At 72.0% G+C, this 25349-nt stretch carries 22 protein-coding genes and 1 pseudogene; 14 read left to right on the forward strand and 9 right to left on the reverse strand.

Annotation, left to right across the window (positions count from 1 at the left end; translation table 11 throughout):
- Positions 1-7: 7 nt before the first annotated feature.
- On the reverse strand, positions 8-568 hold the full coding sequence (locus H4W80_RS23235) for a GNAT family N-acetyltransferase (protein ID WP_192787022.1): 561 nt from the start codon (positions 566-568) through the stop codon (positions 8-10).
- Between the two features lie 144 nt (positions 569-712).
- On the opposite strand from H4W80_RS23235, the gene H4W80_RS23240 reads away from it, so the two are divergent.
- From H4W80_RS23240 to H4W80_RS23250, 3 genes are all read left to right on the forward strand, one after another.
- Positions 713-1204: a hypothetical protein gene (locus tag H4W80_RS23240; protein WP_192787023.1), complete on the forward strand. Its 492-nt coding sequence runs from the start codon at positions 713-715 to the stop codon at positions 1202-1204.
- Positions 1205-1356: 152 nt separating this feature from the next.
- Positions 1357-5808, forward strand: a complete 4452-nt coding sequence (locus tag H4W80_RS23245; protein WP_318787015.1) for a GH92 family glycosyl hydrolase — start codon at positions 1357-1359, stop codon at positions 5806-5808.
- On the forward strand, positions 5805-6146 hold the full coding sequence (locus H4W80_RS23250; protein WP_192787024.1) for a hypothetical protein: 342 nt from the start codon (positions 5805-5807) through the stop codon (positions 6144-6146). Before H4W80_RS23245 ends, H4W80_RS23250 begins: the two co-directional genes overlap by 4 nt.
- Positions 6147-6252: 106 nt before the next feature.
- On the opposite strand, the gene H4W80_RS23255 is transcribed toward H4W80_RS23250, so the two are convergent.
- A complete protein-coding gene (locus H4W80_RS23255) occupies positions 6253-6621 on the reverse strand; it encodes a hypothetical protein (RefSeq protein ID WP_192787025.1) in 369 nt (122 codons plus the stop codon).
- Positions 6618-7193, reverse strand: coding sequence for a TetR/AcrR family transcriptional regulator (locus tag H4W80_RS23260; protein WP_192787026.1), 576 nt, complete (start codon positions 7191-7193; stop codon positions 6618-6620). Before H4W80_RS23260 ends, H4W80_RS23255 begins: the two co-directional genes overlap by 4 nt.
- Positions 7194-7290: 97 nt before the next feature.
- On the opposite strand from H4W80_RS23260, the gene H4W80_RS23265 reads away from it, so the two are divergent.
- The gene (locus tag H4W80_RS23265; RefSeq protein WP_192787027.1) at positions 7291-8397 is read left to right on the forward strand and encodes an FAD-dependent monooxygenase; all 1107 of its coding nucleotides are present in this window, start codon (positions 7291-7293) and stop codon (positions 8395-8397) included.
- Between the two features lie 8 nt (positions 8398-8405).
- Here the strand turns inward: H4W80_RS23265 and H4W80_RS23270 are convergent, their stop codons facing one another.
- The gene (locus tag H4W80_RS23270; protein WP_192787028.1) at positions 8406-8777 is read right to left on the reverse strand and encodes a MarR family winged helix-turn-helix transcriptional regulator; all 372 of its coding nucleotides are present in this window, start codon (positions 8775-8777) and stop codon (positions 8406-8408) included.
- Between the two features lie 26 nt (positions 8778-8803).
- On the opposite strand from H4W80_RS23270, the gene H4W80_RS23275 reads away from it, so the two are divergent.
- Entirely contained in the window at positions 8804-9535 is a 732-nt protein-coding gene (locus H4W80_RS23275; RefSeq protein WP_225965180.1) for an alpha/beta fold hydrolase, read from the forward strand.
- A gap of 32 nt (positions 9536-9567) precedes the next feature.
- Here H4W80_RS23275 and H4W80_RS23280 read toward each other — a convergent pair whose 3' ends face one another.
- Together H4W80_RS23280 and H4W80_RS63730 are read right to left on the reverse strand one after the other, a co-directional pair.
- Positions 9568-10173: a response regulator transcription factor gene (locus H4W80_RS23280; RefSeq protein WP_192793689.1), complete on the reverse strand. Its 606-nt coding sequence runs from the start codon at positions 10171-10173 to the stop codon at positions 9568-9570.
- Between the two features lie 65 nt (positions 10174-10238).
- The gene (locus tag H4W80_RS63730; protein ID WP_192787030.1) at positions 10239-12086 is read right to left on the reverse strand and encodes a sensor histidine kinase; all 1848 of its coding nucleotides are present in this window, start codon (positions 12084-12086) and stop codon (positions 10239-10241) included.
- A gap of 151 nt (positions 12087-12237) precedes the next feature.
- On the opposite strand from H4W80_RS63730, the gene H4W80_RS23290 reads away from it, so the two are divergent.
- Entirely contained in the window at positions 12238-12882 is a 645-nt protein-coding gene (locus H4W80_RS23290; protein ID WP_192787031.1) for a DUF1579 family protein, read from the forward strand.
- Here H4W80_RS23290 and H4W80_RS23295 read toward each other — a convergent pair.
- Both H4W80_RS23295 and H4W80_RS23300 read right to left on the reverse strand, forming a co-directional pair.
- Positions 12879-13610 (reverse strand): tyrosine-protein phosphatase, encoded by a 732-nt coding sequence (locus tag H4W80_RS23295; protein WP_192787032.1) that lies wholly within the window; start codon positions 13608-13610, stop codon positions 12879-12881. The genes H4W80_RS23290 and H4W80_RS23295 overlap by 4 nt on opposite strands.
- Before the next feature lie 9 nt (positions 13611-13619).
- Complete coding sequence (locus H4W80_RS23300) at positions 13620-14480, reverse strand: polysaccharide deacetylase family protein (protein WP_225963616.1); 861 nt, start codon at positions 14478-14480, stop codon at positions 13620-13622.
- Positions 14481-14568: 88 nt separating this feature from the next.
- On the opposite strand from H4W80_RS23300, the gene H4W80_RS23305 reads away from it, so the two are divergent.
- The 3 genes from H4W80_RS23305 to H4W80_RS23315 all read left to right on the forward strand — a co-directional run bounded on the left by H4W80_RS23305 (position 14569) and on the right by H4W80_RS23315 (position 17426).
- Positions 14569-15642 (forward strand): AraC family transcriptional regulator ligand-binding domain-containing protein, encoded by a 1074-nt coding sequence (locus H4W80_RS23305; RefSeq protein WP_192787033.1) that lies wholly within the window; start codon positions 14569-14571, stop codon positions 15640-15642.
- Positions 15643-15721: 79 nt separating this feature from the next.
- A complete protein-coding gene (locus tag H4W80_RS23310) occupies positions 15722-16246 on the forward strand; it encodes an RNA polymerase sigma factor (protein WP_192787034.1) in 525 nt (174 codons plus the stop codon).
- Between the two features lie 22 nt (positions 16247-16268).
- Positions 16269-17426, forward strand: a complete 1158-nt coding sequence (locus H4W80_RS23315; protein ID WP_192787035.1) for a CU044_5270 family protein — start codon at positions 16269-16271, stop codon at positions 17424-17426.
- Positions 17427-17457: 31 nt separating this feature from the next.
- On the opposite strand, the gene H4W80_RS23320 is transcribed toward H4W80_RS23315, so the two are convergent.
- Positions 17458-18858, reverse strand: a complete 1401-nt coding sequence (locus tag H4W80_RS23320; RefSeq protein ID WP_192787036.1) for a hypothetical protein — start codon at positions 18856-18858, stop codon at positions 17458-17460.
- A 426-nt stretch (positions 18859-19284) separates the two neighbouring features.
- Here H4W80_RS23320 and H4W80_RS23325 point away from each other — a divergent pair, with 426 nt between their 5' ends.
- From H4W80_RS23325 to H4W80_RS23340, 5 genes and pseudogenes are all read left to right on the forward strand, one after another.
- On the forward strand, positions 19285-20754 hold the full coding sequence (locus H4W80_RS23325; RefSeq protein ID WP_192787037.1) for an amidohydrolase family protein: 1470 nt from the start codon (positions 19285-19287) through the stop codon (positions 20752-20754).
- A gap of 63 nt (positions 20755-20817) precedes the next feature.
- Positions 20818-21555 (forward strand): hypothetical protein, encoded by a 738-nt coding sequence (locus tag H4W80_RS23330; RefSeq protein ID WP_192787038.1) that lies wholly within the window; start codon positions 20818-20820, stop codon positions 21553-21555.
- 149 nt (positions 21556-21704) lie between these two features.
- Positions 21705-21884, forward strand: a pseudogene (locus H4W80_RS64590) (three-helix bundle dimerization domain-containing protein); the annotation flags it as partial.
- Between the two features lie 186 nt (positions 21885-22070).
- Positions 22071-23105 carry a substrate-binding domain-containing protein gene (locus H4W80_RS23335; RefSeq protein WP_318787016.1) on the forward strand — a complete coding sequence of 345 codons (1035 nt, stop codon included), beginning with the start codon at positions 22071-22073 and terminating at the stop codon, positions 23103-23105.
- Positions 23106-23170: 65 nt separating this feature from the next.
- Complete coding sequence (locus tag H4W80_RS23340) at positions 23171-25348, forward strand: P-loop NTPase family protein (RefSeq protein ID WP_192787039.1); 2178 nt, start codon at positions 23171-23173, stop codon at positions 25346-25348.
- Position 25349: the final 1 nt, after the last annotated feature.

Consider the following 25349-nt stretch of genomic DNA (forward strand, 5'->3'; position numbering starts at 1 on the left):
AGCCCGGCTAGGAGGGCTGCCTGGCCGCGCGCCACTCGGGCGCGAGCACCGACCAGATCTCCATGTCGTGCCGCTTGCCCCGGTGCGGGTAGCTCTCCCGCAGCACGCCGTCCCTGGTCATCCCCAGCCGCCGGGCCACGGCGATGCTGGCCGTGTTCTCCGACGCGACCACCCACTCGATGCGGTGGATGCCCCGCTCCTCGACGGCCCAGTCGATGATCACCCGTGCGGCCCTGGTCACCAGGCCCTTGCCCGCCGCCGACGGCTCCAGCCAGCAGCCCACCTCCGCGACGCCCGTCTTGACGTCCATCGTGCGGAACAGCAGCCCGCCGACCAGCGTGCCGTCCGTCCAGATGCCGTAGATCCGCCCGGTGTCGGTGGCGGCCTTCTCCATGTACAGGTGAAGCAGCGACCGGCTCGACTCCAGGTCCGTGACCTTGTCCGCGAACGAGATGAACTGCCCGACGAACTCCCGCCCCCGGTCCATGTGGGCCAGGAGCTCCTCCGCGTGCCACGGCTCCAGCGGCCGCAGCTCCGCGCCGTCCTCGCCCAGGGATATTGCGAACATCGTTCCCCCAACGATCGAAAACCAGGCCATATCGCCAGCAGATCCTCTCACGGGGTGGGGCCGGTCTTCCGAACAGCCCAAAACTGTGCATCGTCCCGCACGCCGACCGGCCGTGCCCGGCGGGCGCCCGACGACACTGCTGCCATGGACACGCATGACACCGGTGGGGAGCGGACCGAGTACGCGGGAGCCGTGTACGGCTCGCTGCTGGCGGCCTCGGTCGTGGCCGGCAGCGCGGTGGACGGCACGCCGGTGTCCGCGGGCGACCTCGTGGTCGTGCTGATCTGCACGGGCGTGGTGTTCTGGCTCGCCCACGTCTACGCCCGGGTGGTGTCCAGCGGAATCCAGCCCCTGACCTGGCAGCGGCTGCGCACGGCCGCCCGGCACGACTGGCCGGTGGCGCAGGCCTCGTTCCCCCCTGCCATCGGCGCCGCCTTCGCCTCGTCGCTGGGCCTGTCCGACAGGGCGTCGACCTGGGTGGCGCTGGTCGTCGCCGTGGCGAGCCAGGCGGCCTGGGCCGTCGCGGCGGCCGTCACGGCCCGGGCCTCCCCGCGGGTCGTGGCCCTGTCCGGGGCCGCCAATCTCGCGCTGGGGCTGGCCATCATCGCGCTCAAGGTCCTGGTCGGCTCCCACTGAGGTCTTGACAGCGCGCCGCCGATTTGAAAACTTCCTTAACAGATCGGGGTTGACAACGTTGTCATCACTCCTCCTGGGAGACCGCTGTGAGCACCCCCTGGCCTTCCCCGTCCCGTCGTAAACGATCTCTTATGATGGCGGTCTTATGCGCCGTGACCACCCTCGCCCTCGCCGCACCCGCCGCCGCGCTGACCGGCCCGGCCGGTCCTGAGCCCGTGCCCAATCCCGGCCCTTCGGGCACTCCGACCCCCAACCCCTCCTACAGCCCACCCCCCGGCCCGCAGGCCGCCGAGCCGGCTCCGCCCGCGGCGGAGACGCGGCGGGCGGCGCGGGACGGGCAGGCCCTGGCCCAGGCCGAGGGCGCCGCCTTCGCCTCCTCCTTCGAGCCCGGCGACCCGCAGCCGACGTGGGCCGACACGACAGAGACCGACGCCCGCGGCGTCAAGAAGGCCGCGAACGTCATCGGCACCCTGCCCGGGCGCATCGAGGGCAGCATCTCGGACAAGATCGCCCAGTTCGGCGCCAGCGGCGAGAACGCCTCCGGCGGCGAGGGTAAGGAGAACCTGGCCGACGACGACGCGAACACCAAGTGGCTGGTGTTCGCCGGCACCGGCTGGGCGCAGTACGGCCTGTCCGCCCCGGTCGCGGTCGTGCACTACGCGCTGACCTCGGCCAACGACTCCCCCGAACGCGACCCGCGCGACTGGCAGCTGCAGGGCTCGCAGGACGGGCAGAGCTGGACCACCCTGGACACCCGGGCCGGCGAGACGTTCACGGCGCGCTTCCAGCGCAAGGAGTACCGCTTCGCCAACCCGACCGCCTACGCCCACTACCGGCTGAACGTCACCCGGATCGGCGGCGGCTCGACCCTGCAGCTGGCCGGGTGGGAGCTGTCGGACGGCCGGACCGGCCCCACGCCGCCCACCGACATGCGCAGCCGGATCGGCGCGGGGCCGAACGGCGGCTTCGTGTCCAAGCCGCGCGCCGGCTTCTCCGGCCTGCGGGCGCTCCAGTACGCGGGCAGCACCACCGCCCAGACCGGCGGCCACTCCACCAACAAGGTGTTCGAGGTGGACATCCCGGTCACGGCCACGACGGAGCTGTCCTACCTGGTCTTCCCCGAGTTCACCGCGGCCGACCTGCGCTACCCCAGCACGTACGTCTCGGTGGACCTGGCCTTCCGCGACGGCACCTACCTCAGCGAGCTGAAGGCCGTCGACCAGCACGGCGTCCGGCTGGCGCCGCGCGAGCAGGGCGAGTCCAAGACCCTGTACGCCGACCAGTGGAACTACAAGCTCGCCCGGATCGGCGAGGTCGCCAGGGGCAAGCGGATCAGCCGCATCCTGGTGGCCTACGACAGCCCGGCGGGGCCCGCCGGGTTCCGCGGGTGGGTGGACGACATCAAGATCGTCTCGGAGCGGAAGCGGCAGCCGTACGAGGGCCGCCCGGCACGCGGCGATCGCAGCCCTGCCCAGTACGTGGTGACCACCCGGGGGACGCACTCCACCGGCGGCTTCTCGCGGGGCAACAACTTCCCGGCCACCGCGGTGCCGCACGGGTTCAACTTCTGGACGCCGATGACCAACGCCGGCTCGACGAGCTGGCTGTACGACTACCACCGGGCCAACAACGCCGCCAACCTGCCCGAGATCCAGGCGTTCGCCGCCGGCCACGAGCCCAGCCCGTGGATGGGTGACCGGCAGACGTTCCAGTTCATGCCCTCGGCGGCCGAGGGAGTGCCCAACCCGTCCCGTGCCGCCCGCGCGCTGGCCTTCCGCCACGAGCGGGAGGTCGCGCAGCCCCACCTGTACGCGGTCACCTTCGACAACGGGCTCAAGACAGAGATCGCCCCGGCCGACCACGCGGCGCTGGCCCGCTTCACCTTCCCCGGCGCCGAGGCCAAGCTGATCTTCGACAACGTGAACAACAGCGGCGGCCTGACCCTGGACCCGGCCGGCGGCGTGGTGACCGGCTACTCCGACGTGCGCAGCGACCTGTCCACCGGGGCCACGCGGATGTTCTACTACGCCGTCTTCGACCGCCCGGTCACCGGCGGCGGCAAGCTGACCGGCCAGGGCCGCGACAACGTGCTCGGCTACCTGTCCTTCGACGCGGGCGAGACGAGAACGGTCACCATGCGCATCGCGTCCTCGCTGATCAGCGTCGACCAGGCCAGGCACAACCTGGAGCTGGAGATCGCCGCCTCGGACACCCTGGAGACGGTCAGCGAGCGGGCGCGCCGGGCGTGGGACGCCAAGCTGGGCGTCATCGAGGTCGAAGGGGCGAGCCGGGACCAGCTCGTCACGCTGTACTCCAACCTGTACCGGCTGTTCCTGTATCCCAACTCCGGCTTCGAGAACACCGGCACCGCCGCCGCGCCGGTCTTCAAGCACGCCGTGCAGTCGGCGACCAGCACCCCGCCCAGCACGCCCACCCAGACGGGGGCGCCGGTGGCGGACGGGAAGGTGTACGTCAACAACGGCTTCTGGGACACCTACCGCACCACCTGGCCCGCGTACGCGCTGCTGACGCCGAAGGCGGCCGGGGAGATGATCGACGGGTTCGTGCGGCAGTACCTGGACGGCGGCTGGATCGCCCGGTGGTCCTCGCCCGGCTATGCCGATCTGATGGTCGGCACCAGCTCCGACGTCGCCTTCGCCGACGCGTACCTGAAGGGGGTGACCGGCTTCGACGCCGTGGCCGCCTACCAGGCCGCGGTCAAGAACGCCACCGTCGCCCCGCCCACCCGGCACGTGGGCCGCAAGGGCCTGACCACCTCCGCCTTCCTCGGGTACACGAGCGTCCAGTCGACCGGCGAGGCGATGTCGTGGGCGATGGACGGCTACATCAACGACTTCGGGATCGCGAACATGGCCAAGGCGCTGGCCGGGCGGTCCACGGGGGCGCAGCGTGCCCGCTACCTGGAGGAGTACGAATATTTTCGGAACAGGGCGCGTAACTACGTCCACCTGTTCGACCCGGCGGTCCGCTTCTTCCAGGGCAGGAACGCCGACGGCTCCTTCCGGCTCGAGCCGAGCGCCTACGACCCGCGCACGTGGGGCTTCGACTACACCGAGACCGACGGCTGGAACATGGCCTTCCACGTCCCGCAGGACGGCCGCGGCCTGGCCAACCTGTACGGCGGCGCGGACAAGCTGGCCGCCAAGCTGGACGCGTTCTTCACCACCCAGGAGACGGCGACGTTCCCCGGCTCGTACCGGGGGATCATCCACGAGATGCGCGAGGCCCGGGACATCCGGATGGGCCAGTACGGGCACAGCAACCAGCCCTCGCACCACATCGCCTACATGTACGACTACGCGGGACAACCGTGGAAGACCCAGGCCAAGGTACGCGAGGCGCTCTCGCGGCTCTACCTGGGCAGCGAGATCGGCCAGGGCTACCCCGGCGACGAGGACAACGGGGAGATGTCGGCCTGGCAGGTCTTCGGGGCGCTGGGCTTCTACCCGCTGCAGATGGGCAGCCCCTACTACGCGATCGGCTCGCCGCTGTTCAAGAAGGCGACGGTGCACCTGGAGGGCGGCGGGAAGCTGGTGATCAGGGCGCCGGGCAACAGCCCGCGCAACGTCTACGTGCAGGGGCTGAAGGTCAACGGCAGGGCGTACGACAAGGCGTACCTCCCGCACGACCTGATCGCCAAGGGCGGCGAGCTGGTGTTCGAGATGGGGCCGAAGCCGTCGCGCTGGGGCACGGGCAGGAACGCCGCCCCGCCCTCGATCACCGACGACGACCGGATCCCCGCCCCGCTGCGCGACCTCACGGGGCCGGGGCGCGGCACCGCGTCGGCGGCCGGCGGCGCCGACGTGAGCGCGCTGTTCGACGACGACTCGGGCACCCGGGCGACCCTGCCCGAATGGGTGCGGTACACCTTCGACGGCGAGCGGGAGGCGCGTTACTACACGCTCACCTCCGGCGCCGGGCAGGCTACCGAGGATCCGGCCGGATGGGTCCTGGAGGGCTCCGCCGACGGCACGTCGTGGAAGGTGCTCGACGAGCGGGCCGGCGAGAGCTTCCCGTGGCGGCTGCAGACCCGTCCGTTCAAGATCGCGCATCCCGGCGCGTACGCCCACTACCGGATCAGGTTCACCGGCGGCACGTCGCTCGCGGAGATCGAGCTGCTCGCCCCCGCGCCACCCGCCACGTCACCGCTGGTCATCGAGGCCGCCGGGGTCTTCGCGGCTCCCGGGGAGACCGTGACGCTCCCGGTGACCGTGTCCGACCACGCCGACCGGCCCGCCACCGGACGGCTGACCGCGACCGGCCCCGAGGGCTGGACGATCCAGCCCTCGGGAGGGGTCGCCTTCGGTCCCGTCGCGCCGGGCGCGTCCCAGACCGTGACGTTCCAGGTGACGGTGCCGGCGACGGCGGGTCCAGGCAGCCACCCGATCCGGCTCGCCGCGACCTCCGACCAGGGGCCGGCCGCCGAACAGGTGACGGTCACGGTGATCGGCGACACCGTGGAGTTCACGCCCGGCACGGCCGCCGAGGAGCCGTGGCTGCTGGAGGCCGACGGGTCGCAGCTCGACGGCGAGGTGTTCGACGGGCGCGCCCGTTTCACCGACGGCGACAGCCACGCCACGTGATATCCCGACCAACCGACCCCGGCCGACCTCCCGGCAAGTTCGAGCTGCCGGCCCAGGTGAGCGGGGGTTCGGTGACGCTGGACATCGGCAACCAGTTCCTGGTGCAGGTCTCGGCCGACAACCGGAGCTGGCGGACCGTGCTGCGGGAGAGCGCCGACGTGCGCGACCTGTCCAACCGCTCGGCGCGCACGCTCGACCTCAACGAGCTGCGGGGCCAGGCCCGTACGTTCTACCTGCGCGTCGGGGACAGCCGGCCGGAGAACGGCTGGGGGTCCTGGCTGGCCAGGGTGCGGCTGGACCTGCGGCGCCAGGAGCTGCGGAAGATCACGTCTCCCTGAGGAGGTTTCCAGGCGAAGCCCGCGGCCAGCGCCGAGCCCGTACGCGGCACGGCGACGAGGTCCGTCCATGCGAAACCGGTCGCCGGCGGAGTGACGCTCTGCCGGGTCAGCACGCCGCCGGCGTACCGGAGCGCCCGCACACCGGTCCGTACGCGGGCTGGGCCGCCGCGGGCACCGCGACGGCGGGCAGCGCCACCGGGTGCCACGCCCTGCCGTCCCAGCGCATGACGGCGGAGGGGCCCCAGCCCCAGATCTCTCCGGCCGTGCGGACGCTGATCTCCCTCAGGGACGCCGGCGCGGGCAGGCTCGTCCAGCGGCCGCCGTGATAGCGCTTGAAGAACACTCCCCTGGTACGGTCGTCGCGGCCCACGACCCAGGCGTGCCCGCCGTCCGGGACGTCCAGATCGGTGATCGTGGTCCGGCCCGACCCCATGAGCCGCCAGCGCCTGCCGTCCCAACGGTTGACGAACTTCACCCCATCCGGGCGGTCAGCGCGCGCAGGCCCGCCAGGACCTCCGCCCCCGTCGGGGCCTGCTCCGGGTCGTTGAGCCACTGCGCCATCACGCCCAGCAGCAGCGCGAGGTGGACCGAGCCGACGGTGCGCACCTCGCGCTCGGCGATGTCCGCCTCGTCGCCGTCCACCAGGTGCGCGGCCATGCCGCGGCGGCCCTCGCGCTGACCGGCCACGAGCTCGTCACGCAGCTCCGGCGAGTGCTCGGCCTGCACCATGGCCTCCAGATTGGCCAGCCACAGCGTGCGGTGCTCGCCGATCGACGCGATGAGCCGCTCCCAGAGCGCCTCGAAGCGCTGGCCGGGCGCGGCCGTCTCGTCCACGGCGGCCATCGCGACGCCGATCTGCTCGCCCCACTCCCGCATCGCCTCCACCAGCGCCGCGTTGAGCAGCGCCTCGCGCGAGCCGAAGTGGTAGCCGATCGCAGCCATGCTGACGCCGGCCGCCGCCGAGATGTCGCGGACGGTCGTGCGCGCCCACCCCTTCTCCTCCAGACAGCGCCGCGCCCCGGCCAGCAGGTCCTCACGGTTTCCCATGGCGAGCAGCCTAGCACGTACGCATGAGACGGCCGTCTTGCGCATTTGCCCAAATTCTGCGTACGGTTGCCCCACACCAACCGAGAAGGGAAATCCCATGCGGATCCTGATCTCCGGCGGCAGCGTCGCCGGCCCCGCCCTGGCCTACTGGCTGCACCGGCACGGCCACGCGCCCACGATCGTGGAGCGGGCCCCGGTCGTCCGCGGCGGCGGCGCCGCCATCGACTTCCGCGGCAGCGCGCTGGAGGTGCTGGAGCGGATGGGCCTGCTGGAGGAGATGCGCCGGCACGAGACGGGGATGACCGGGATGACGCTGGTCGACGACGCCGGCGCGCCCCTGGCCGAGCTGCCCGCCGAGGCCATCTCCGGCGACCTGGAGGTGCTCAAGTCCGACGTGACGGCCATCCTGTACGAGGCCACCCGCGACACCACCGACTACCTCTTCGACGACACGATCACGGGGCTCGACCAGGACGGCTCCGGCGTCCACGTGACCTTCGAGCGCGCCAGATCACGTACGTTCGACCTGGTGATCGGCGCGGACGGGATGCACTCGACCGTGCGCCGGCTCGCCTTCGGCCCCGAGTCCCAATATGTCCGCCACCTGGGCATCTACGGCGCGCTGTTCACCACGCCCAACCTGTTCGGCCTCGACCGCACGGGCCTGATGTACAACACCACCGGCCGCAACGCGCTGGCCTTCGCCGCCCGCGGCAACAGCGAGCTGCGCGTCGGCCTGTCGTTCGGGGCCGACCACCTGGACTACGACCGGCGCGACCGCCGGCAGCAGGAGAAGCTGGTGGCCGAGCACTTCGCCGGCGCGGGCTGGGAGGTGCCCCGGCTGCTGGAGGCGATGAGCGAGGCCGAGGAGTTCTTCTTCGACTCCTCCGGCCAGGTCGTGATGGACTCGTGGTCGGCCGGCCGGGTGGCGCTGGTCGGCGACGCCGCCTACTGCGCCGCGCCCACCTCCGGCCGCGGCACCTCGCAGGCGCTGATCGGCGCGTACGTGCTGGCCGGCGAGCTGGCGGAGGCCCCGGACCACGCCACCGCCTTCGCCGCGTACGAGAGCCGGCTGCGCGACTACGTCGAGCGCAACCAGTTGCACGGCCGGGCGGCGGCCCGCTGGTTCCTCCAGCCGCCCACCGAACCCCCGGTGGAGGTGGCCGAGGACGTGGTGCCGCTCAAGGACTACCCCGTGGGATGAGGTCCCCTTCAGTCCATGTCTATGTCGTCGAGATGCCCGAGCAGGCGCGAGAGGACCCGGAGGCAGGCGGTGACCTCGGCGTCGGTGAGGTCGCCGCCGATCCGGCGCAGCTCGGCGCGCTCGCGGTCGATCACGGCGGTGATGACGGCCCGCCCCCGCTCGGTCAGCCGGATGAGCGACGACCTCTTGTGCGCCGGGTTGGCCGCGAACTCGACCAGCCCCCGCCCGGCCGCATGGTTGATCATCCGCTGGACGAACTGGCGGCTCAGCGCCTGGTCCCGCCCCATCTGGGGGACGGTCATGGGCCCGTGCTCGCGCAGCAGGTTGAGCACGGCCCGCACGCCCACCGACAGTCCCTCGATGGGCGCGTCCTGCTCCACCTTGCGCCGGACGCCCCCTCGTCCTGCTGCACGGCGGCTTCCTCGACCACGGCATGTGGGACGACCAGATTCCCCGCTTCGCCTCGCGCTACCGCGTCATCGCGCCCGACGCCCGCGGCCACGGCCGCTCCGCCAACGCGACCGAGCCGTACCGGCTCGCCGACGACCTCGCCGCGCTGCTGCGCCACCTGGACACGGAGCCGGCGGTCCTGGCGGGCGTGTCCATGGGCGCGAGCATCGCGGTCGACACCGCGCTGGAGCACCCCGACCTGGTCGCCGCCGTGGTCGTCAGCGGCGCCGGCACCGGCGAGCCGTACTTCACCGACCCCTGGACCACCCGCGCCCTGGCCACCTGGCACGCGGCGATGGCCGCCGGCGATCTGGAGGGCTCCGTCGAGGGCTTCATGCTGTTCGCCGCGGGCCCGCACCGCACCCTCGACGACCTCGACCCCGGCGTCGCCGGCCGCCTGCGCCGGATGGCCAGGGCCACCATGTCCAAGCACACCGCCGGCGAGCCCGACCTGCTCGTCCCGGTCCGCGACACCTGGGAGCGCGCCGCCGGGATCGGCGTTCCCGTGCTGGCCGTCAACGGCGCCCTCGACTCGCCCGACCACATCGGCATGGCCGAACGCCTCGCCCGCAGCGTCGCCGGCGGGCGGGCGATCTCGATCGACGGCGCCGCCCACTACCCCAGCATGGAGCGCCCTGACCTCTTCAACGACCTCCTCGACGACTTCGCGTCCTCTGCGGCATCGTGAGACGCCTTTCAGCGCGTGCGTCCTGCCTGCCGTCAGAGCCAGCCGGCCTCCGAGGCGATGCGGATGGCGTCGATCCGGTTGCGGGCGCCCAGTTTGGCGACCGCTGAGGTCAGGTAGTTGCGGACCGTGCCGTACGTGAGGAAGAGCCGCTCGGCGATCTCCATCGGCTGGGCTCCGGTCGCCGACAGCCGCAGCACCTCCGTCTCGCGCTGGGTGAGCGGGCTCTCCGGCGCCCGCAACGCGGTCATGGCCAGGGCCGGGTCCACCACCTCGCCTCCGGCGGCGACCGTCCGGATGGCGGCGACGAGGTCGCCGGGCCTGATGTCCTTGGGGACGAACCCGGCGACCCTCGCATCGAGCGCGCGGCGCAGCTCGCCCGGCCTGCTCAGCGCGGTCAGGATCAGCACCCGGCAGCCGGGCAGCCGGTCGTTCAGCGCGGCGGCGGCCGTGATGCCGTCCATCCCCGGCAGGTCGATGTCGATCACCGCGACGTCCGGCCGATGACGCTCCGCCGCCGCCACGATCTCCGGCCCGCTGGACACCTGGGCCACCACGTCGATGCCGTCGTGGAGGTGGAGCAGCTCCACCAGCGCCTCACGCAGGAGGAGCATGTCCTCCGCGAGGAGAACCCGGACCACGCTCATGTGCGCAGTTCGGCGAGATCTTCCGGGCTCAGGTGGGCCGGTTCCGTCGTCACGATCACTCACCTTAGAGGCCCCGGCGCGGGCCCGGCCGGATCCGTGCGGAACTCGGCGAGCACCTCGAACCTGCCACCGGGGCGGTGCCCTGCCGCCAGCCGCCCGCCGGTCCGCGACGCGATGCTGTCGAGCCCGGTCCCCCGCTCCCCTGGCCGTTCGGTGGCGCCGTCGTTGACCAGCCGCAGCCGTACCGACCCCGCCGCCTCCGACACGGTGATCTCGCAGGTGCGGGCCCGGCTGTGGCGCAGGACGTTGGTGACGCCCTCACGGAGCACGGTGGCCAGCGCGGTGTCGGCCTCCGCCGCCAGCGGGCCCGTCTCGACGCGCGCCACCACCTCGACGCCGGCGCTCGCCAGCACCTCGCGGGCCGCGTCGATCTCGGTGCGGAGCCGCAGCTCGACCCGGTTCCCGGCGATGGAGCCGAGCTCCGCCACCGCTCGTTCGACCAGCGACCCGAGCGCGGCGATCTCGGACCTGGCCCGGGCGGGGTCGGTGTCCAGCAGGCGTTCGGCCACCTCGCCCTTCAGCACGACCGCCGACAGGCTGAAGCCCAGCACGTCGTGCAGGTCACCGGCGACGCGCGCCCGTTCGCGCCGGACCGCCGCCTCGGCGAGCTCGTGCCGCATCCGCTCGAGCACGGTGAGCAGCCCGCTCAGCCGGCCGAGGCAGTACACCAGCCACATGATCATGATGTGGCCGCCGAACAGGGAGAGCGCCGCGGCGACGTCGTCGACGAACATGGCGCCGCTGTCCACGGAGTGGAGGAGCCAGGCGAGGTGCCCGGCCAGGATGACCCCGGTCATCGCCCAGGAGAGCGGCGGGCGTACGTTGAGCAGCAGTTTGCCCGTGAAGACGCTCAGCAAGCGATCCCAGGACTCGGGGAAGACGGCGAGTGGCAGCAGGATCAGCAGGCTCTGCGCGATCAGCACCGCCCGCGACGGCGGCAGTACCTGGAGGATGACGACGGCGGCCAGCAGGGCCGCCGCGAGGGCGAAGGCCGGCCGGTCGTAGGGGTGCGCGGGCGCCATGACCCTCAGGACGAGCACGCACTGGATGAGCAGGACCGCGAGCAGCACGTGCCGGGCCAGGCGCGGCGACTCGATCGGCGGCGGGGCCTCCTGAGGTTCGGCGGCGCGGTAGGCGCCGGCCGTGGCCCGCACCTCCGCCAGCGTGCGCCGCGCGAGCTCGACCCCTTCCCGGAGGTCGTGCCGGGCCTGCGCGGGCTCCTCCTGGGCCGCCTTCCGCATCCGGAACGCGATCGCGCGCAGCTTTCCGCCGAGGACCCCGCGTAACTCTCCCTCCAGCCGCAGGCGCTCCTTGGCCAGGGCCACCCGGGCCAGTTCGTCCCGGGTGCCGTGCACCTGCTCGACGGCCCGGACGAGCGCGGACAGGCCGAACACGATGAGACCGTCGTCCGCCGTGATGATCATGTATCCGAGGAGGGCCTGTACCTCCTCCCCGGGATAGGAGTCGTACCCGAGCACGAGGACCGACGCGCCGGCCGCGACCACGACGAGGACGAACAGCGGCCAGGCGACCCGCCGGGGAAGAGCGCACAGCACGGCGGCGGCCACGGTCCACGGCATCCAGTCCCAGGACTCGCCGACGACCGGGAACGGCAGGAAGTAGAGCAGCACCACGGCCGCGAGGAGCGCGTACCGGACGGCCGGGGTCCAGTGCCGCACCGCCAGCGCGACCAGCGGCGGGTACGACGCCATCGGGAGCAGCACCCCGAGCGGGCCGGCGCCGCTGTCCAGCGCGCCGAACGCGCGGATGGAGAACAGGATGCCGAACGAGGCCCACAGCATGGCCCGGGCCAGCCGGAGCGGAAGATCGTCCGCCGTCCGCGCCACCCGGCCCCTCCTCGCGAACCGTGCAAAATGCATACCCGGCCGAGTACAGCGACACTATCAGCGGCTCTGTCCCCGATGTCACGATCCCTCTGCGCCGAGATCACTCCGGCGGCCGGGCTCGTCCGAGCCCCACGAGCACTGTGGAGACATCATGCTGAACCGACTGGCACCGGCCCTGGTCTCGGCCGTGGCCGTACTGGGCCTGGCCGGCGCGCCGAGTGCGTCCGCCGCGGCACCGATCACCGCGCGGGCCGCCGCCCAGGTGCGCAGCGCGCCCGCCGACGCCCTCGCGCCCGGCCCCTTCCACCGGCAGCTCGACCCGCTGGCCGGCACGTGGAAGGCCGTCAAAACCAACTACCTCCTCGGCGGCGGCAAGCCGATCGTCTCCCGCGACATCACGGTCACGACGCGGTGGATCGCCAAGACCGGCGGCCGCTTCCTGGAGGAGCGGACCGAGGGGACCCTGGGCGGCAACCCCTACTTCCGCCTGGGCGTCCTCGGCTTCTCCACCATCGACCGACGTTACGAGTGGACGACCTTCGACAGCGTCACCCCCACCGCGATGACCTACCGCGGGCCCGCGCTCACCAAGCGCACCAACAAGCTGTCGCTGCCCGGCACGTTCACCGACCCCGGCGTGCTCGGCCCGGAGTACGTCGGGAAGACCATCCCGATGCGGACCGTGATCACGATCAGGTCGAACGACAAGCACACCTTCGACCTGTACTTCACGCCTCCCGGCCAGTCCGAACGGCTGGTGGACCGCGTCGTCTACACCCGCAGGGCGCCGGCTTAGCCGTCGTGGAGGTACCGGCCCCGGAGCTCTGAGATCAGCTCCTCCTCCACGCCGAGCCGCTCGGTGACATAACCCCGGACGGAGCCGTGCGCCGCCGCCAGGTCGGCCAGGAAGAGCCGCATGATCTCGGCGGGGGCCCTGCCGTACCCGGGCCACCTCAGCTCGCGGCCCGGGTTGGCCGTCCGCCAGTCGGCGATCAGCCGGTCGGTGGCCAGCTCGGTCAGCGCGAAGTCCCGCACGATGTCGTCTTCCGGCACCTCCAGCAGGGCCAGCACCAGTGCGGCCACCAGCCCGGTCCTGTCCTTGCCGGAGGCGCAGTGGAACACCAGCGGCTCGTCCGCCGAGGCGATGACCTCCAGGGCCTGCCGCAGCTCGGCGACCCCGTCGAGGGCGACCTCGGCGTAGCGGTCGGCCAGGAAGCGCCACGGGTCGGCGTCCGGGTCGATCTCCGCCTGGTCGTAGGGCCGGTGCTCGATGCTGAGGTTGTGATAGGCCACCCCGTCGTGGTGCGGCACCCGCCCCTTGGCCTCGATCTCCCAGGGGTAGCGCAGGTCGATCACCGTACGGACGCCCAAGCCGAGGAAGCGCTCCCAGTCCTCGCCGCGCAGCTTGGCCAGCGAGTCGGACCTGAACAGCCGCCCCCACCGCACCACGCTCCCGCCGGCGGCCCGGTAGCCGCCGAGATCCCGGAAGTTGTGGAGCCGCTCGAACGCGATATGTCTTCTCACGCGGTCACTCTACGACCGCCCCGTGCCCGCGTAGTGCTCGGCGATCTCGTCGCTGGTCGTCAGCCATACGCCGTCGTGACCGGCGATGTACTCCAGCGCTTGGTCCAGGTACTTGGCCCGGAACGCCTGGCCGATGACGAACGGGTGCAGCGCCAGCGCCATGACCCGCCCGCTCTCGGCGGACTCCGCGTAGAGCTGGTCGAACTGGTCCTTGACCAGCTGCACGAAGTCGCCGCCGCTCCTGCCGTGCATCGTGAAGATGCCCAGGTCGTTGAGTTCGAGCGAGTACGGCACGCTCAGCATCCCCGGCACGTTCAGCCGGTACGGCTGGTCGTCGTTGGTCCAGTCGAGCACGTAGCCCAGGCCGAGCTCGGCGAGCAGGGACGGCGTCCGGAACGTCTCGGTGAGCGCGGGACCCAGCCAGCCACGCGGCCGCTGCCCGGTGGCCTTCTCGATGGTCTCGACCACCTCCGTCAGGTAGGCGCGCTCGTCGCCGACGTCGGCCTGGAGCGTGGAGTTGTTCTTGCCGTGGGCCAGCCACGCCCAGTCGCGGGCGTTGCCCTCCTCGATGATCTGCGGGTACCGCTCGCACACGTCGGCGTTGAGCAGCACGCTCGCCCGGATCCCGTGCCGGTCGAGGACCTCCATCACGCGCCAGATCGCCACCCGCGGCCCGTAGTCGCGCCAGCCGTAGTTCAGCGGGTCCGGCACGAGTGCCGCGGTCGCCTCGTTGATGCTGGTGGAGGGGCGGTCGACGGTGAAATGCTCCACGTTCAGGCCGACGTAGAAGGCGACGCGGGCACCGCCTGGCCAGCGGATCGGTTCGCGCCCGACGATCGGGCTGTAGTCGAACAGCGTGTTCTCCATCATGTTCCTCCCACAAGGCCCCTGAAGGGGCTGTCTGCCGATGAAGGTAGAAATTGCGAGAGTCCGTCAGGAGGGCCGAAGGCGTCATCGGGTGGACCGAAGGCGCCACTTCCGCTGGGAGTTCATGGTGAGCAGCGCGATGGGAGACGGCGCGATGAAGGGCACCGTCTCGCCCCATCTGACCCGCCTGCTGGTCAGGGCGGGCATCGCGGCAGGGCTGGACCGGTCCCGCCTCGCCGGCGTGCCCGGCCTCGCCGTCCTGGACGAGGACGGGATCCGCATCCCCACCGCCACCATCCTGCGGGTCTGGGAGCTGGTCTCCGGCCCGGCGTGGGAGACGGGCGGCAGCGACCGGGTCATGGAGCTGTGGCGGCCGGGCGGACTGGGCGTGTGGGACTACCTGTTCGCCGTCTCCGGCACCCTCGGCGAGGCGTTCCAGGTGGCCTCCCGCCGCCTCACGGCCATCGCCGACCCCGCCGACCGGCTCGTCGTCACCCGCGAGGACGACGGCGGGGCGACGGTCAGCTGGCAGGGGCCCTACCGCGACCACCCGGACTACCCGGTGATCGCGGAGTTCGCGACGTACATGATGCTCGTCATGGCGAGCTCGGGGGCCGGACGGCGGATCACGCCGGTACGCGTCCACCTGCCGCACCGCTCGCCCGCCGCGCCCAGGCACCTGATGGAGCTCTTCGGCACCAGGCGCGTCGAGTTCGAGACCGGCGAACCGTCGATCACGTTCGCCCGGGCCGACATCGAGGCCCCGCTACCGCGTGCCGACCCCGCGCTCGCCGCGATCCTGGACGACCACGCGCGGCTGTCCGTCGCGGCCGCCCGGCCGGTGCTGGGCTGGCTCGACCGGTTCCACTCCGTGCTCGAGTCCGCGGTCACCGGCGGCCCGCCGGGCCTCGATCAGGTGGCCGCGCGGCTGGCCATGAGCCCCCGGACCCTCCAGCGCCGCCTGCGCGACGAGGGCACCAGCTGGCGGGAGGAGCTGGAGAGCCTGCGCCGGCGTCGGGTGGACCGCCTGCTGCGGGAGACCACGCTCAGCGTGGATTCCATCGCCGCGCGGGTCGGCTTCACCGACTCCCGGGCGCTGCGGCGGGCCATCCACCGCTGGTACGGCCATGGCCCCGCCGCCATCCGGGCCAGCGGCCCGTCGTAACCGGCTCACGCGGGAGGAGAGCAACCGAATAATTCGGTGAGTCGCGGTAATCCGGGGACGTCCGGAGGGACTACTGGGTGTGGATGATCCCGAGGAACGATTCACAGACCTCTACGACCGGCACTATCGCAGCGTCCTGGGCTACGCCCTGCTCCGGGCCGAGCGCGACCTGGCCGAGGACGTCTCCAGCGAGACGTTCCTGGTGGCGTGGCGGCGGCTCGACGACCTGCCGGAGCCGCCGCTGCCGTGGCTACTCGGAGTGGCGCGCAACCTGCTGGCCAAACAGCGCGACTCGCGCCACCGGCGGCAGGCCCTGGTCGACCGGATCGTGGCCCTGACCACCCCGCGCGACCAGGTGGCCTGGGACGTGGCCGAGCACGTCATCGACAGGGAGAGCGCGCTGGCCGCGCTGTCGGCCCTGCCGGAGCACGACGTGGAGGCCATGATCTTCGCCACCTGGTACGGCCTGCCGCCCGAGCAGGCGGCCTCCGTCGTGGGCTGCTCGGTCCGTACGTACAACGTCCGGCTCCACCGTGCGCGCAAGCGCCTCACCCAGGCCCTCCGCCTGGGCGGCGCGAGCCCGGCCCGCAGCCTCGACTCCTGACCACACCCTTGGAGGACCCCTCATGACCGACCGAATCTTCGCCGAGCTCAAGCCCGACGGGCTGGACGAGCTGGCCGAGGACGGCTACCGGCGGCGCCGCTCGGCCGACCTGGCCCGCGCCTTCGCCACGCCGCGCGTCAGGCGGCGCTCGCGGCGGCCGTTCCTGCTGGTGGCGAGCGCGGCGGCGGCCGGGCTCGCGGCCGCCACCGTGGTCGTCGCCTCCGGCGGGACGCCGGCCCCCAAGACGCAGAGCCCGGCGGTCGCGGCCAAGCCGGCGACCGCCCGCTCCTTCCTGCTCGCGGCGGCCTCGACGGCGCTGCGCGAGCCGGCCGGGTCCGGCCGCTACTGGTACCTGCGGGAGCGCACGTTCGCGAAGGTGCACAACGTGCCGGGCGATTACGCGGCCAAGCTCGATGCCCTCCGCAAGGCCCAGGAGGACAAGGAGGCGGGGCTCAAGGGCGCCCCCGAGCGGCTGGCCGCCGCGAAGAAGGAGTTCGACAGGAAGGTCATGGAGCTGAAGACCGGCGGGATCGCCGAGCTGCCGTACGCGGCCTTCGCCGCCGACACCCGTGAGACCTGGCGCCCGATGAAGGCGGGCGAGACCGGCCGCAGCGTGAGCAACCAGGACGTCGAGGTCACCTTCGGCTCCCCGCAGGACGAGGCCGACTGGCGGGCGGCCGGCTCCCCCGAGCTGGCCGAGAAGAGGCCCAAGACCTACGACGACGACACCGAGCGAATCCTGTCGATCGACAACCCGAGCCTCAACCTGCGCAACCTCGGGGACCTGCCCACCGGCGAGGACGCGCTGCGCCGCCGCCTGGACGACCTCTGGAAGCGCAGCCCGAACAGCGCGGACACCGACAAGGCCGGCTACCTCTGGCAGACCGCCGTGGACCTGATGACCGCGCCGCTCAAGCCGGGCACCCGCGCGGCCCTGTTCCGCGTGCTGGCCGACCAGCCGGCCGTGACGCTGGAGGGCAGGACGTCGGACGCGCTGGGGCGCACAGGGGTCGCCCTCTCCACGCCGACGGCGCACGAGCTCACGGTGCGGCTGGTCGTGGACGAGCAGTCGGCGGAGCTGCTGCAGTACGAGCTGGCCGAGAAGGGCAAGCTCCTGCTGCGGGTGGCGCTGGAGGACATGGGCTGGTCCGACGAGCTCGGCAGGCGCCCGGCCGGCTGAGGCCCCGGCCGGACGCCTGTCACGGGGGGGCTCAGCGGCGCCAGATCACCGCGGAGGGGGTGCCGGCGTCCACGGTGACGTCGCCGTTCCAGGCGAGGAAGGACTCCTGGGGCAGGTAGTCCTGCCCCAGGAAGAAGCCGCGCTTGATGCCGGTGACGTGCACGACCGCGCCGTTGTCGGTGCCGACCACGACGCGGTTGGCGGTGATCTCCTGGATGTCGTCGGCCGTCGTGCCGGGCGGCAGCTCCACCGTGGTCGCGGCCGGGTCGTCCCGCTGGATGGACCAGGTCGGGTCCACGTGGTTCGACAGGTAGACGGTGGCTCCGCTCTTGAGGCGCACGCCGAGCGCGACGCCGACCCAGGACGAGCCGGTGTTGGGCCGGTCGGTCGTCTTCTTGACCACCGCGTACAGGTAGTTGCGCTGGTCGCTGACCTCCGGCGTGGCGGGCGTCGTGCCGGAGGCGGCCTCGATCTTGCCCTCCCGGATCATCTCCTTGGACATGATCTGGTAGGTCCAGGAGTTGGTGTCCATCATGTACTCGCGGGCCTCAGCGGCCGGCCGGGTCTGCAGCGCCGACAGGAAGAACCGCATCGGGTCGGTGACCTTGTCGCACATGTTGTTGTTGTTCGTGCAGGTCTCCAGCTGGGCGTGGTCGCCCTCGTACGTGCCGGCGAACTGCAGCGTCTGGTGGTTGGCGGCCTGGTAGGTGTCGCTGCCCGCGACCCGGTTGCCGCGCTCGTCGACCTCCACCGCGTAGACCCACTCGATGTCGGTGGTCCGGCCCCAGCGCGCCATCAGCGCCGGCGTGTTGGTCCCGCCGTCCTCGTTGCTCCACACGACGGAGTACGTCAGCTTCGTCCGGCCCGGCGCCGACCCGGGGCCGGCCTCGTGCCAGGCGATGAGCGGCGTGTCGGTCGTCGCGTTCTGGTACGGGGTGCCGAGCTCGGAGAGGTTGCGGCCGTAGACGATCGGGGCGTAGCGCAGGGCCAGGTACTCGGCGCCGCCCGGCGCGTACGTCGTCACCTTCACCCGGTCGAGCAGGACGGACGTACTCCCCGCCGCGGATCGCTCACCGGCGAAGCGCAGCCGCAGCACGTGCGGACCCTGCCGCAGCGAGCCGAGCGCGAGCTGCCGGGGCAGCCGCTGGTCTCCGGAGACGACGAGGTCGGTGGCGTAGCGGTTGTCGACGTAGATCGACACGACGGCCGACTCCCCGCCCTTCACGCCCCAGTCCGTGCCGGGCGCGGCGGCGTTCAGGTCGACGACCGCCTCGCCGGCCCGCTTCACGAGGAACGGGACCCGTACGTCGGAGTGGTCGCGGCGAACCTGGATCGGGCGGCCCTGATCGGCCTGCGCCACCGCGGGTGCGGCGAGCACGGCCGCCGTGGCGAGGGCCGCGGCCGCGGCGGTGAGCAGTTGGACGACTCGCATCAGAGTTTCCTCCGTGGGGGATTGCACCGCGAACCCGCGGTCAAAGCGATTGTCAGACCTGTCGGCCAACTCCGAGAGAGCAATCGCTGAAGATCAGGACAACGCCCCAGATCTCCGACATATCCGGCAGCAAGCCGGCCGATGGACAGGACCTGGGGCCATGACCTCCCGAGCGGTCTACCGCGTGCCCGCCACCACCTCGCGGGCCCGGGTGGCCGTCTGGCGCGAGCTCAAGCACATGGGGGCGCTCTAGCCGTGTGCGTGCTGCCCGACCGGGTGCGCGAGCGCCTCGACAAGATCCGCGCCCGCATCGGCGAACTGGAGGGCGAGGGCGGCTCCGGGCAGGGCAGACCGGACGAAAATCCAGCACGAAACTCGTCTTCCCACACAAGCCGCCCCACCACCCCGACCGGGTACGGTGCGCCAATGGACACCCATGACCTCGTGCTGGGCGGCGCCCGGGTCCTCGACCCGGAGACCGGTCTCGACACCGTCGCCCACGTAGGCGTGACCGGCGGCGTGATCTCGGCGGTCTCGGCGCGGCCGCTGTCCGGCCGCGAGCACCTCGACGTCTCCGGGCTGGCGATCGCGCCCGGCTGGATCGACCTGCACAGTCACTCCCACACCGTCGCCGGGCACCGGCTGCAGGCGCTCGACGGCGTCACCACCGTGCTCGACCTGGAGGCGGGGATCAGCCCCGTGTCGGAGGCGTACGCCGCGGCCGCGGCGGAAGGGCGCCCGCTCAACTACGGCTTCTCCGCCTCCTGGGGCATGGCCAGGATGGCCGCGGTCGGCGGGCTGCCGCACGGCGGAGGGCTGGCCGCCGCGCTCGGCGCCATCGGCAGCCCCGCCTGGCAGGCGGAGGCCGGCCGGGCGCAGCTCCAGGCGCTGCTCGGGCTGATCGAGGCCGACCTCGCCGACGGGGCCCTCGGGATCGGCCTGCTGATCGGGTACGCGCCCAGGGTGGACCCGCGGGAGTACGTCGCGGTCGCCGGGCTCGCCGCCAAGGCGGGCACGCCCACCTACACCCACGCCCGCGACCTGGTCGAGCAGACGCCTGACCTGCCGATCGACGGCGCCGAGGAGATCGTCATGGCGGCCGTCGAAACGGGCGCCCACATGCACTACTGCCACGTCAACAGCACGTCGCTGCGCCAGCTCGACCGGGTGCTGACGCTGGTGGAGCGGGTGCGGGCCGAGGGCGCGCGGGTGACCACCGAGGCGTACCCCTACGGCGCGGGGATGACCGGCATCGGCGCCGCCTTCCTCGCCCCCGAGGCCCTGCCCGCCTCCGGCATCGGGCCTCAGTCCATCGTCTACGTCCCCACGGGAGAGCGGGTCGCCGACGCGGAGACGCTGCGCCGGCTGCGTGCCGCCGACCCGGGCGGGCTCGCGGTCATCCACTTCTTCGACGAGGACGACCCCGCCGACCTGGCGTTCGTCGACCGGGCACTGCTCAGCCCCGGCACCGTCGTGGGCTCCGACGCCATGCCGCTGACCTGGGTGGGCGGACCGCCCGAGCCGCTGGCCTGGCCGCTGCCGCCGTCCGCCGTCACGCATCCCCGTACGGCGGGGACGTTCTCGCGCGTGCTGCGCCGCCACGTCAGGGAGACGGGCCGCCTCACGCTGCTGGAGGCGGTGGCCCGCTGCAGCCTGCTGCCCGCCCGGGTGCTGGAGGACGCCGTGCCCGCCATGCGGCGCAAGGGCAGGATCCAGCCGGGCTGCGACGCCGACCTGGTCGTCTTCGACCCGGGGACGGTCGGGGACCGGGCCACCTACGCCCGCAGCACCACGCCCTCGGCCGGTTACGCGCACGTGCTGGTCGGCGGCCGGTTCGTGGTGCGGTCGGGAGAGCTCCTCCTCGACGCGCTGCCCGGCCGCCCCATCAGGCGCTGAGCCCCCGGCCGGCAACCAGGCGGTCCCCCTGGCGGTGTCCTGCTCGACCAGCCCTCTCAGCCGGTGGAGGGTCAGCGTGGCTCGCACGTCCTCCACCCGTACGACGGCGGGGGCGTTCCGGCCGGCGACGTCCAGCACCAGATCGGCGTCGGCGCGCGAGACGGCCACGCCGGCCAGGGCAGGAACGGCAGGCCCGACGCCGGCGAGGGCGGGAGCGGTAGGCCCGATGCCGGCCCGCACCGGCAGGCCGAAGGCGCGGGTGGCCGCGCTCACGAACTCGCCCGCGAGGGCGCACGCCCGCGACCTGGTGTCCGCGACGAGGGCGTAGGCCCGCACGCCCAGGGCCACGGCGACGACCGTACGGCGGTAGGCGGAGCCGGACAGGGTGACGAGATCGGCGATCCGCCTGGCCACGGCCACGTCCGCGGGGGCGTCGGCGATCCGCCTGGCCACGGCCGCGTCTGCGGGGGCGTCGGTGCCCGTTCCCAGGGCGACCACCGTCACCGGCGCGGACAGCCCGAGGCCAGAGGCGTCCTGCGACGTGCCGTCCGGCAGGCGCATGACCGCCTCCACGCGCCGGCGCCGCTCGGGGTCGGGCTCGGCGCGGCGGCGCAGCGGGTGCAGCGCCACGTTCCCGGCGGCCGGCTCGAGGATCCGCCGCACCTCCTGGCCCAGCGGCTCGTCCCCATCGACGACCCAGATGCTGCCCAGCCTCTGGGTCGTCGGGTCGAAGGGGACCCCCTGCGCGACATCGAGGCGCTGCGCCGGGTGCGCGCGTATGAAATCCGATTAAACAAATAATGGTTCAACGGTGAACGGACGATTCCCGGCGACGTTTAATAACCGATTGACTCGAGTTATCCTCTCGACCGAAACCCCTATAAGGTTGGCCCCGCGCGCGCGGGCAGACGCGGCAGTCTGCGGCGATATATGAGGTCGAGGAGATACTGGTGGGCGTCGATACTCTCCGTGAAGAACAGGCGATAAGCCGGGCCACCGATCGCCTGGTTCAGCTTTACACCGGCACTCACTCGGCCGAGCACGTCAGAGCCGTCATGGAGGCGGCTCGCAAGCGTTTCGACGGCTTTCCCATCAGGGATTTCGTTCCCATTCTGGTGGAACGCATCGCGCACGGAGAGTTGGCGGCGCAGGCGCGGGCGGCCGACGAGCTAGTGGACCTCGAATCACCGGAGACAGCCGACGATATCCCCGATTCACCGGAAATTCACTCTCCGGAAAACGACCGGCCATCCCGAAAGCCGGCCACCCTCATTCGCAGTAAGGGATTTCTTTCCCTGGCCGCGGCGGCGGTCGTCGTGACCGCCGTCGTCGTCGTGGTGAACGTCAGCCAGGACGACCCCCCGCCCCCTCCCCCGCTCACGATCGTGCGCGGGGTGATCGGCTCCGAGAAGAAGGCGTTCTTCGAGGATCCGCGCGTGCAGCAGGCCCTCGCCGGCCAGGGCGTGAAGGTCGAGGTCGAATCGGCGGGCTCGCGCCAGATCGCCACCTCGATCAACCTCGACCGGTACGACTTCGCGTTCCCGTCGAGCGCGCCCGCGGGCGAGTCGATCCAGCGCGCGCGTCACGTCAACACGAAATACACGCCGTTCTCCTCGCCGATGGCGATCGCGACGTTCCAGCCGATCGTGGACGTGCTGGCCAAGGCGGGCGTGGTGAAGAAGGGGCCCGTCCCGACCTTCAGCGTCGACCGCTATCTCGGGCTCGTCACGTCGGGCACGAAATGGGCCCAGCTCTCGCGTAACTCCGCCTACCCCGTCGACAAGAACGTCCTGGTCTCCACGACGGACCCGCGCACGTCGAATTCCGCGGCCATGTACCTGGCGACGGCCAGCTATGTCGCCAACGGCAACGCGGTCGTGCACGGCACCACCGCCGAGAAGAGCGTGCTGCCCCTGATGACCCAGTTGTTCACCAGCCAGGGCTACACCGACAACACCTCCGAGGGCCCGTTCAACGAATACCTGACGGTGGGCATGGGGCCGACCCCGATGGTCTGGATCTACGAGGCGCAGTACGTGGACGCCGCCGCGCGGGGCCGGCTCAAGCCCGGGATGGCGCTGATGTACCCGTCGCCGACGGTGCTGTCCCAGCACACGCTGGTACCGCTCACCCCGACGGGCGACCGGATCGGACGCCTCCTGAGCACCGACCCGGAGCTGCAGGGCCTCGCCGCCGAACACGGGCTCCGCTCGGGCGACGCCACCCGGTTCGCCAAGGTCGCCGCGGATCACGACGTGCCCGTCCCGAAGGACCTCATCGACGTGGTCGACATCCCTTCGTACGACACGCTCGAGCACCTGCTCGACGGCGTCGCCAAGTCTTACGGCTAGAGCCTTTCATCCACAGCGGGACGCGGAAACCTTCCGGATCGTGGGCGGCCGGAACATAATCGTCCATGCCTAGATGGTGGCCATGGGCGGTCGCGGTCAGCTGTTCCGTCGCCCTGCTGATGGCGATCACCGTAGCCATCGTGCGGGAAGGGCTGGAGTACGCCGGATGGCTGGCCGCCGTGCTCGCCCTGTTGGTCGTGCCTCCCGCGCTGGTCGGATGGGCGAGAAGACGGAGCACTCAAAGGGAACGGCTCGGCGACAGGTTCGTGGCCGGCCCGCGTGACCGGCTGCCCCGAGTCCGCGATCTCGTACGGGTGGCGGCGCTCGACCATCGCTTCGGACGTGCGGACGCCCGGGCGGACGAGGTGCCATTCATCAGGCGGGATGCCAGTCGCGAGGTCGAGGAGGCACTGAAGGCGGGCGGCTTCGTCCTCGTCACCGGCGAGTCCACCTCGGGGAAGACGAGGGCGGCGTTCGAGGCGATGCGCGCGTGCCTGAGCGGCCATGTCGTGGTCGCGCCCTATCTGTCGGAGGACGTGCGTCAGGCGGTCGAGCTGGCCCGCCGGCACCGGCCGAGCGTGTTGTGGCTGGACGACGTCGAGCGCTACCTGGGCGGCGCGAAACTGACTGTGGGCATGGTGGACGACCTGCTCCAGGATGGGGAGATCGTCATCCTGGCGACGATCCGCACCGTGGAGCTGGAGGCGTTCGGTTCGCGTGCGGACGCCGCGGACCCGGACGAGCGGGAGACCGAATACCGTCGGGTGGGCCGTCAGCTTCTGGGCCGTGCCACGTGGGTTCCCCTCCCTCTCCAATGGAGCGAACACGAAGTGGCCAGGGCGAACGCGGCCGCGGGTGACGACAGGGTCGCAGACGCGCTGGCGCACGCCGACGAGTTCGGAGTGGCGGAATACCTCGCCGCTGGTCCCCAGTTGCTGGAGGACTGGCGTGCCGCGCACTCCCCCTCCAGCGCCCATTTACGCGGCTGGGCGTTGGTGGCCGCGGCCGTGGACGTTCGACGCGCCGGCTACACCTCGGGCGTGACGCTCGACTTCCTGCGCCCGCTCCACGACCATTACCTGCGCGGCACTCCCTACCACGCGATATCGCGGCCGGAGCCGTGGGAGGAGGCCGTGGCGTGGGCCGTGCATCGCCCGTACGCCACCACCAGCATGCTCATCCCGCAGGGCGACGGCCTCTACCGGACCTTCGACTACCTCATGGACGCCGTGCAGGAGGATCCGCGCAAGGAGGTGTGGGACGCCCTGATCGGCCTGCTCGACGGCTCGGACCTCGCCGCGTTGTTGGACGTGGGCAGCACCGCTTACGACTACGGCGTGCTGGACGCCGCCGAGCGCGCGGTGCGCCTGGTCGCGGACAAGGACGAAGGCCACCTAGGAGCCGAGGCGCGGGCCACACTCGGACTGGTCCTCGAGGCCAGAGCCGACGCGGGCGAAGGCTCCTACACGGCGGCACGCCACGAATACCGGCGCGCCGTGGACTCGGGTTGGCCAGAGGCCATCGCACAGGCCCAAATGCGGTTGGGCATCCTGCTGGCCAAGCTGGACGAACGAGAGGAGTCGGTCAAGTGGCTCAAGCTCGCCCGAGACTCCGGCCACAGCTGGTACGGCGGTAGAGCCAGTCGTCACCTGGGCTATTGGCTGGAATGGTGGGGTGAGGTGGCGCAGGCTCAGGAGGCGTTCGAGCACACCATCGACCACGGCCATCCACGGCAGGCGATCAAGGCGATGATCGCGATGGGTGACCTGCTCGCCGGTCACGATTCCCAGGCGGCCGCCGACGCCTACCGCCGCGCGATGGATGCCGGCGACCCCGAACTCGCCACGGCCGCGGCGCTCTATCTCGGCGTCCTGCTGAATGGGGAATCCCGCCGGCAGGCCCATGAGGCGATGGAGCGGGCCGCGGGCTTCAGCGACGAGCACGGCGATCCCTGGCTGGTGGCAGCCTTCGAGTTCATGCTGAACGACTACGCCGGCGCGAGCGAACACACGCGACTGGCGTATCGGGCAGCGAGGTCGTTACGGCGTCTGGAGCAGATCGCCGCGGTGGGCCATCCGAGGGTTGCCCCACTCGCCCTCGTCTACCTGGGAATCGTCCGCCGTGCGGATGGGGACGAGATCGGCGCGCGCGCCGCGTGGACGCAGGCGCTGGCGAGCGGTCACCAGCCGGCACATGAGCTGGCCGGGGAGCTGCTCGCCGAGTCCGGCTCCGCCGACGCCTGAC

The sequence above is a fragment of the Nonomuraea angiospora genome (genome assembly GCF_014873145.1).
Classification (GTDB): Bacteria; Actinomycetota; Actinomycetes; order Streptosporangiales; family Streptosporangiaceae; genus Nonomuraea; species Nonomuraea angiospora.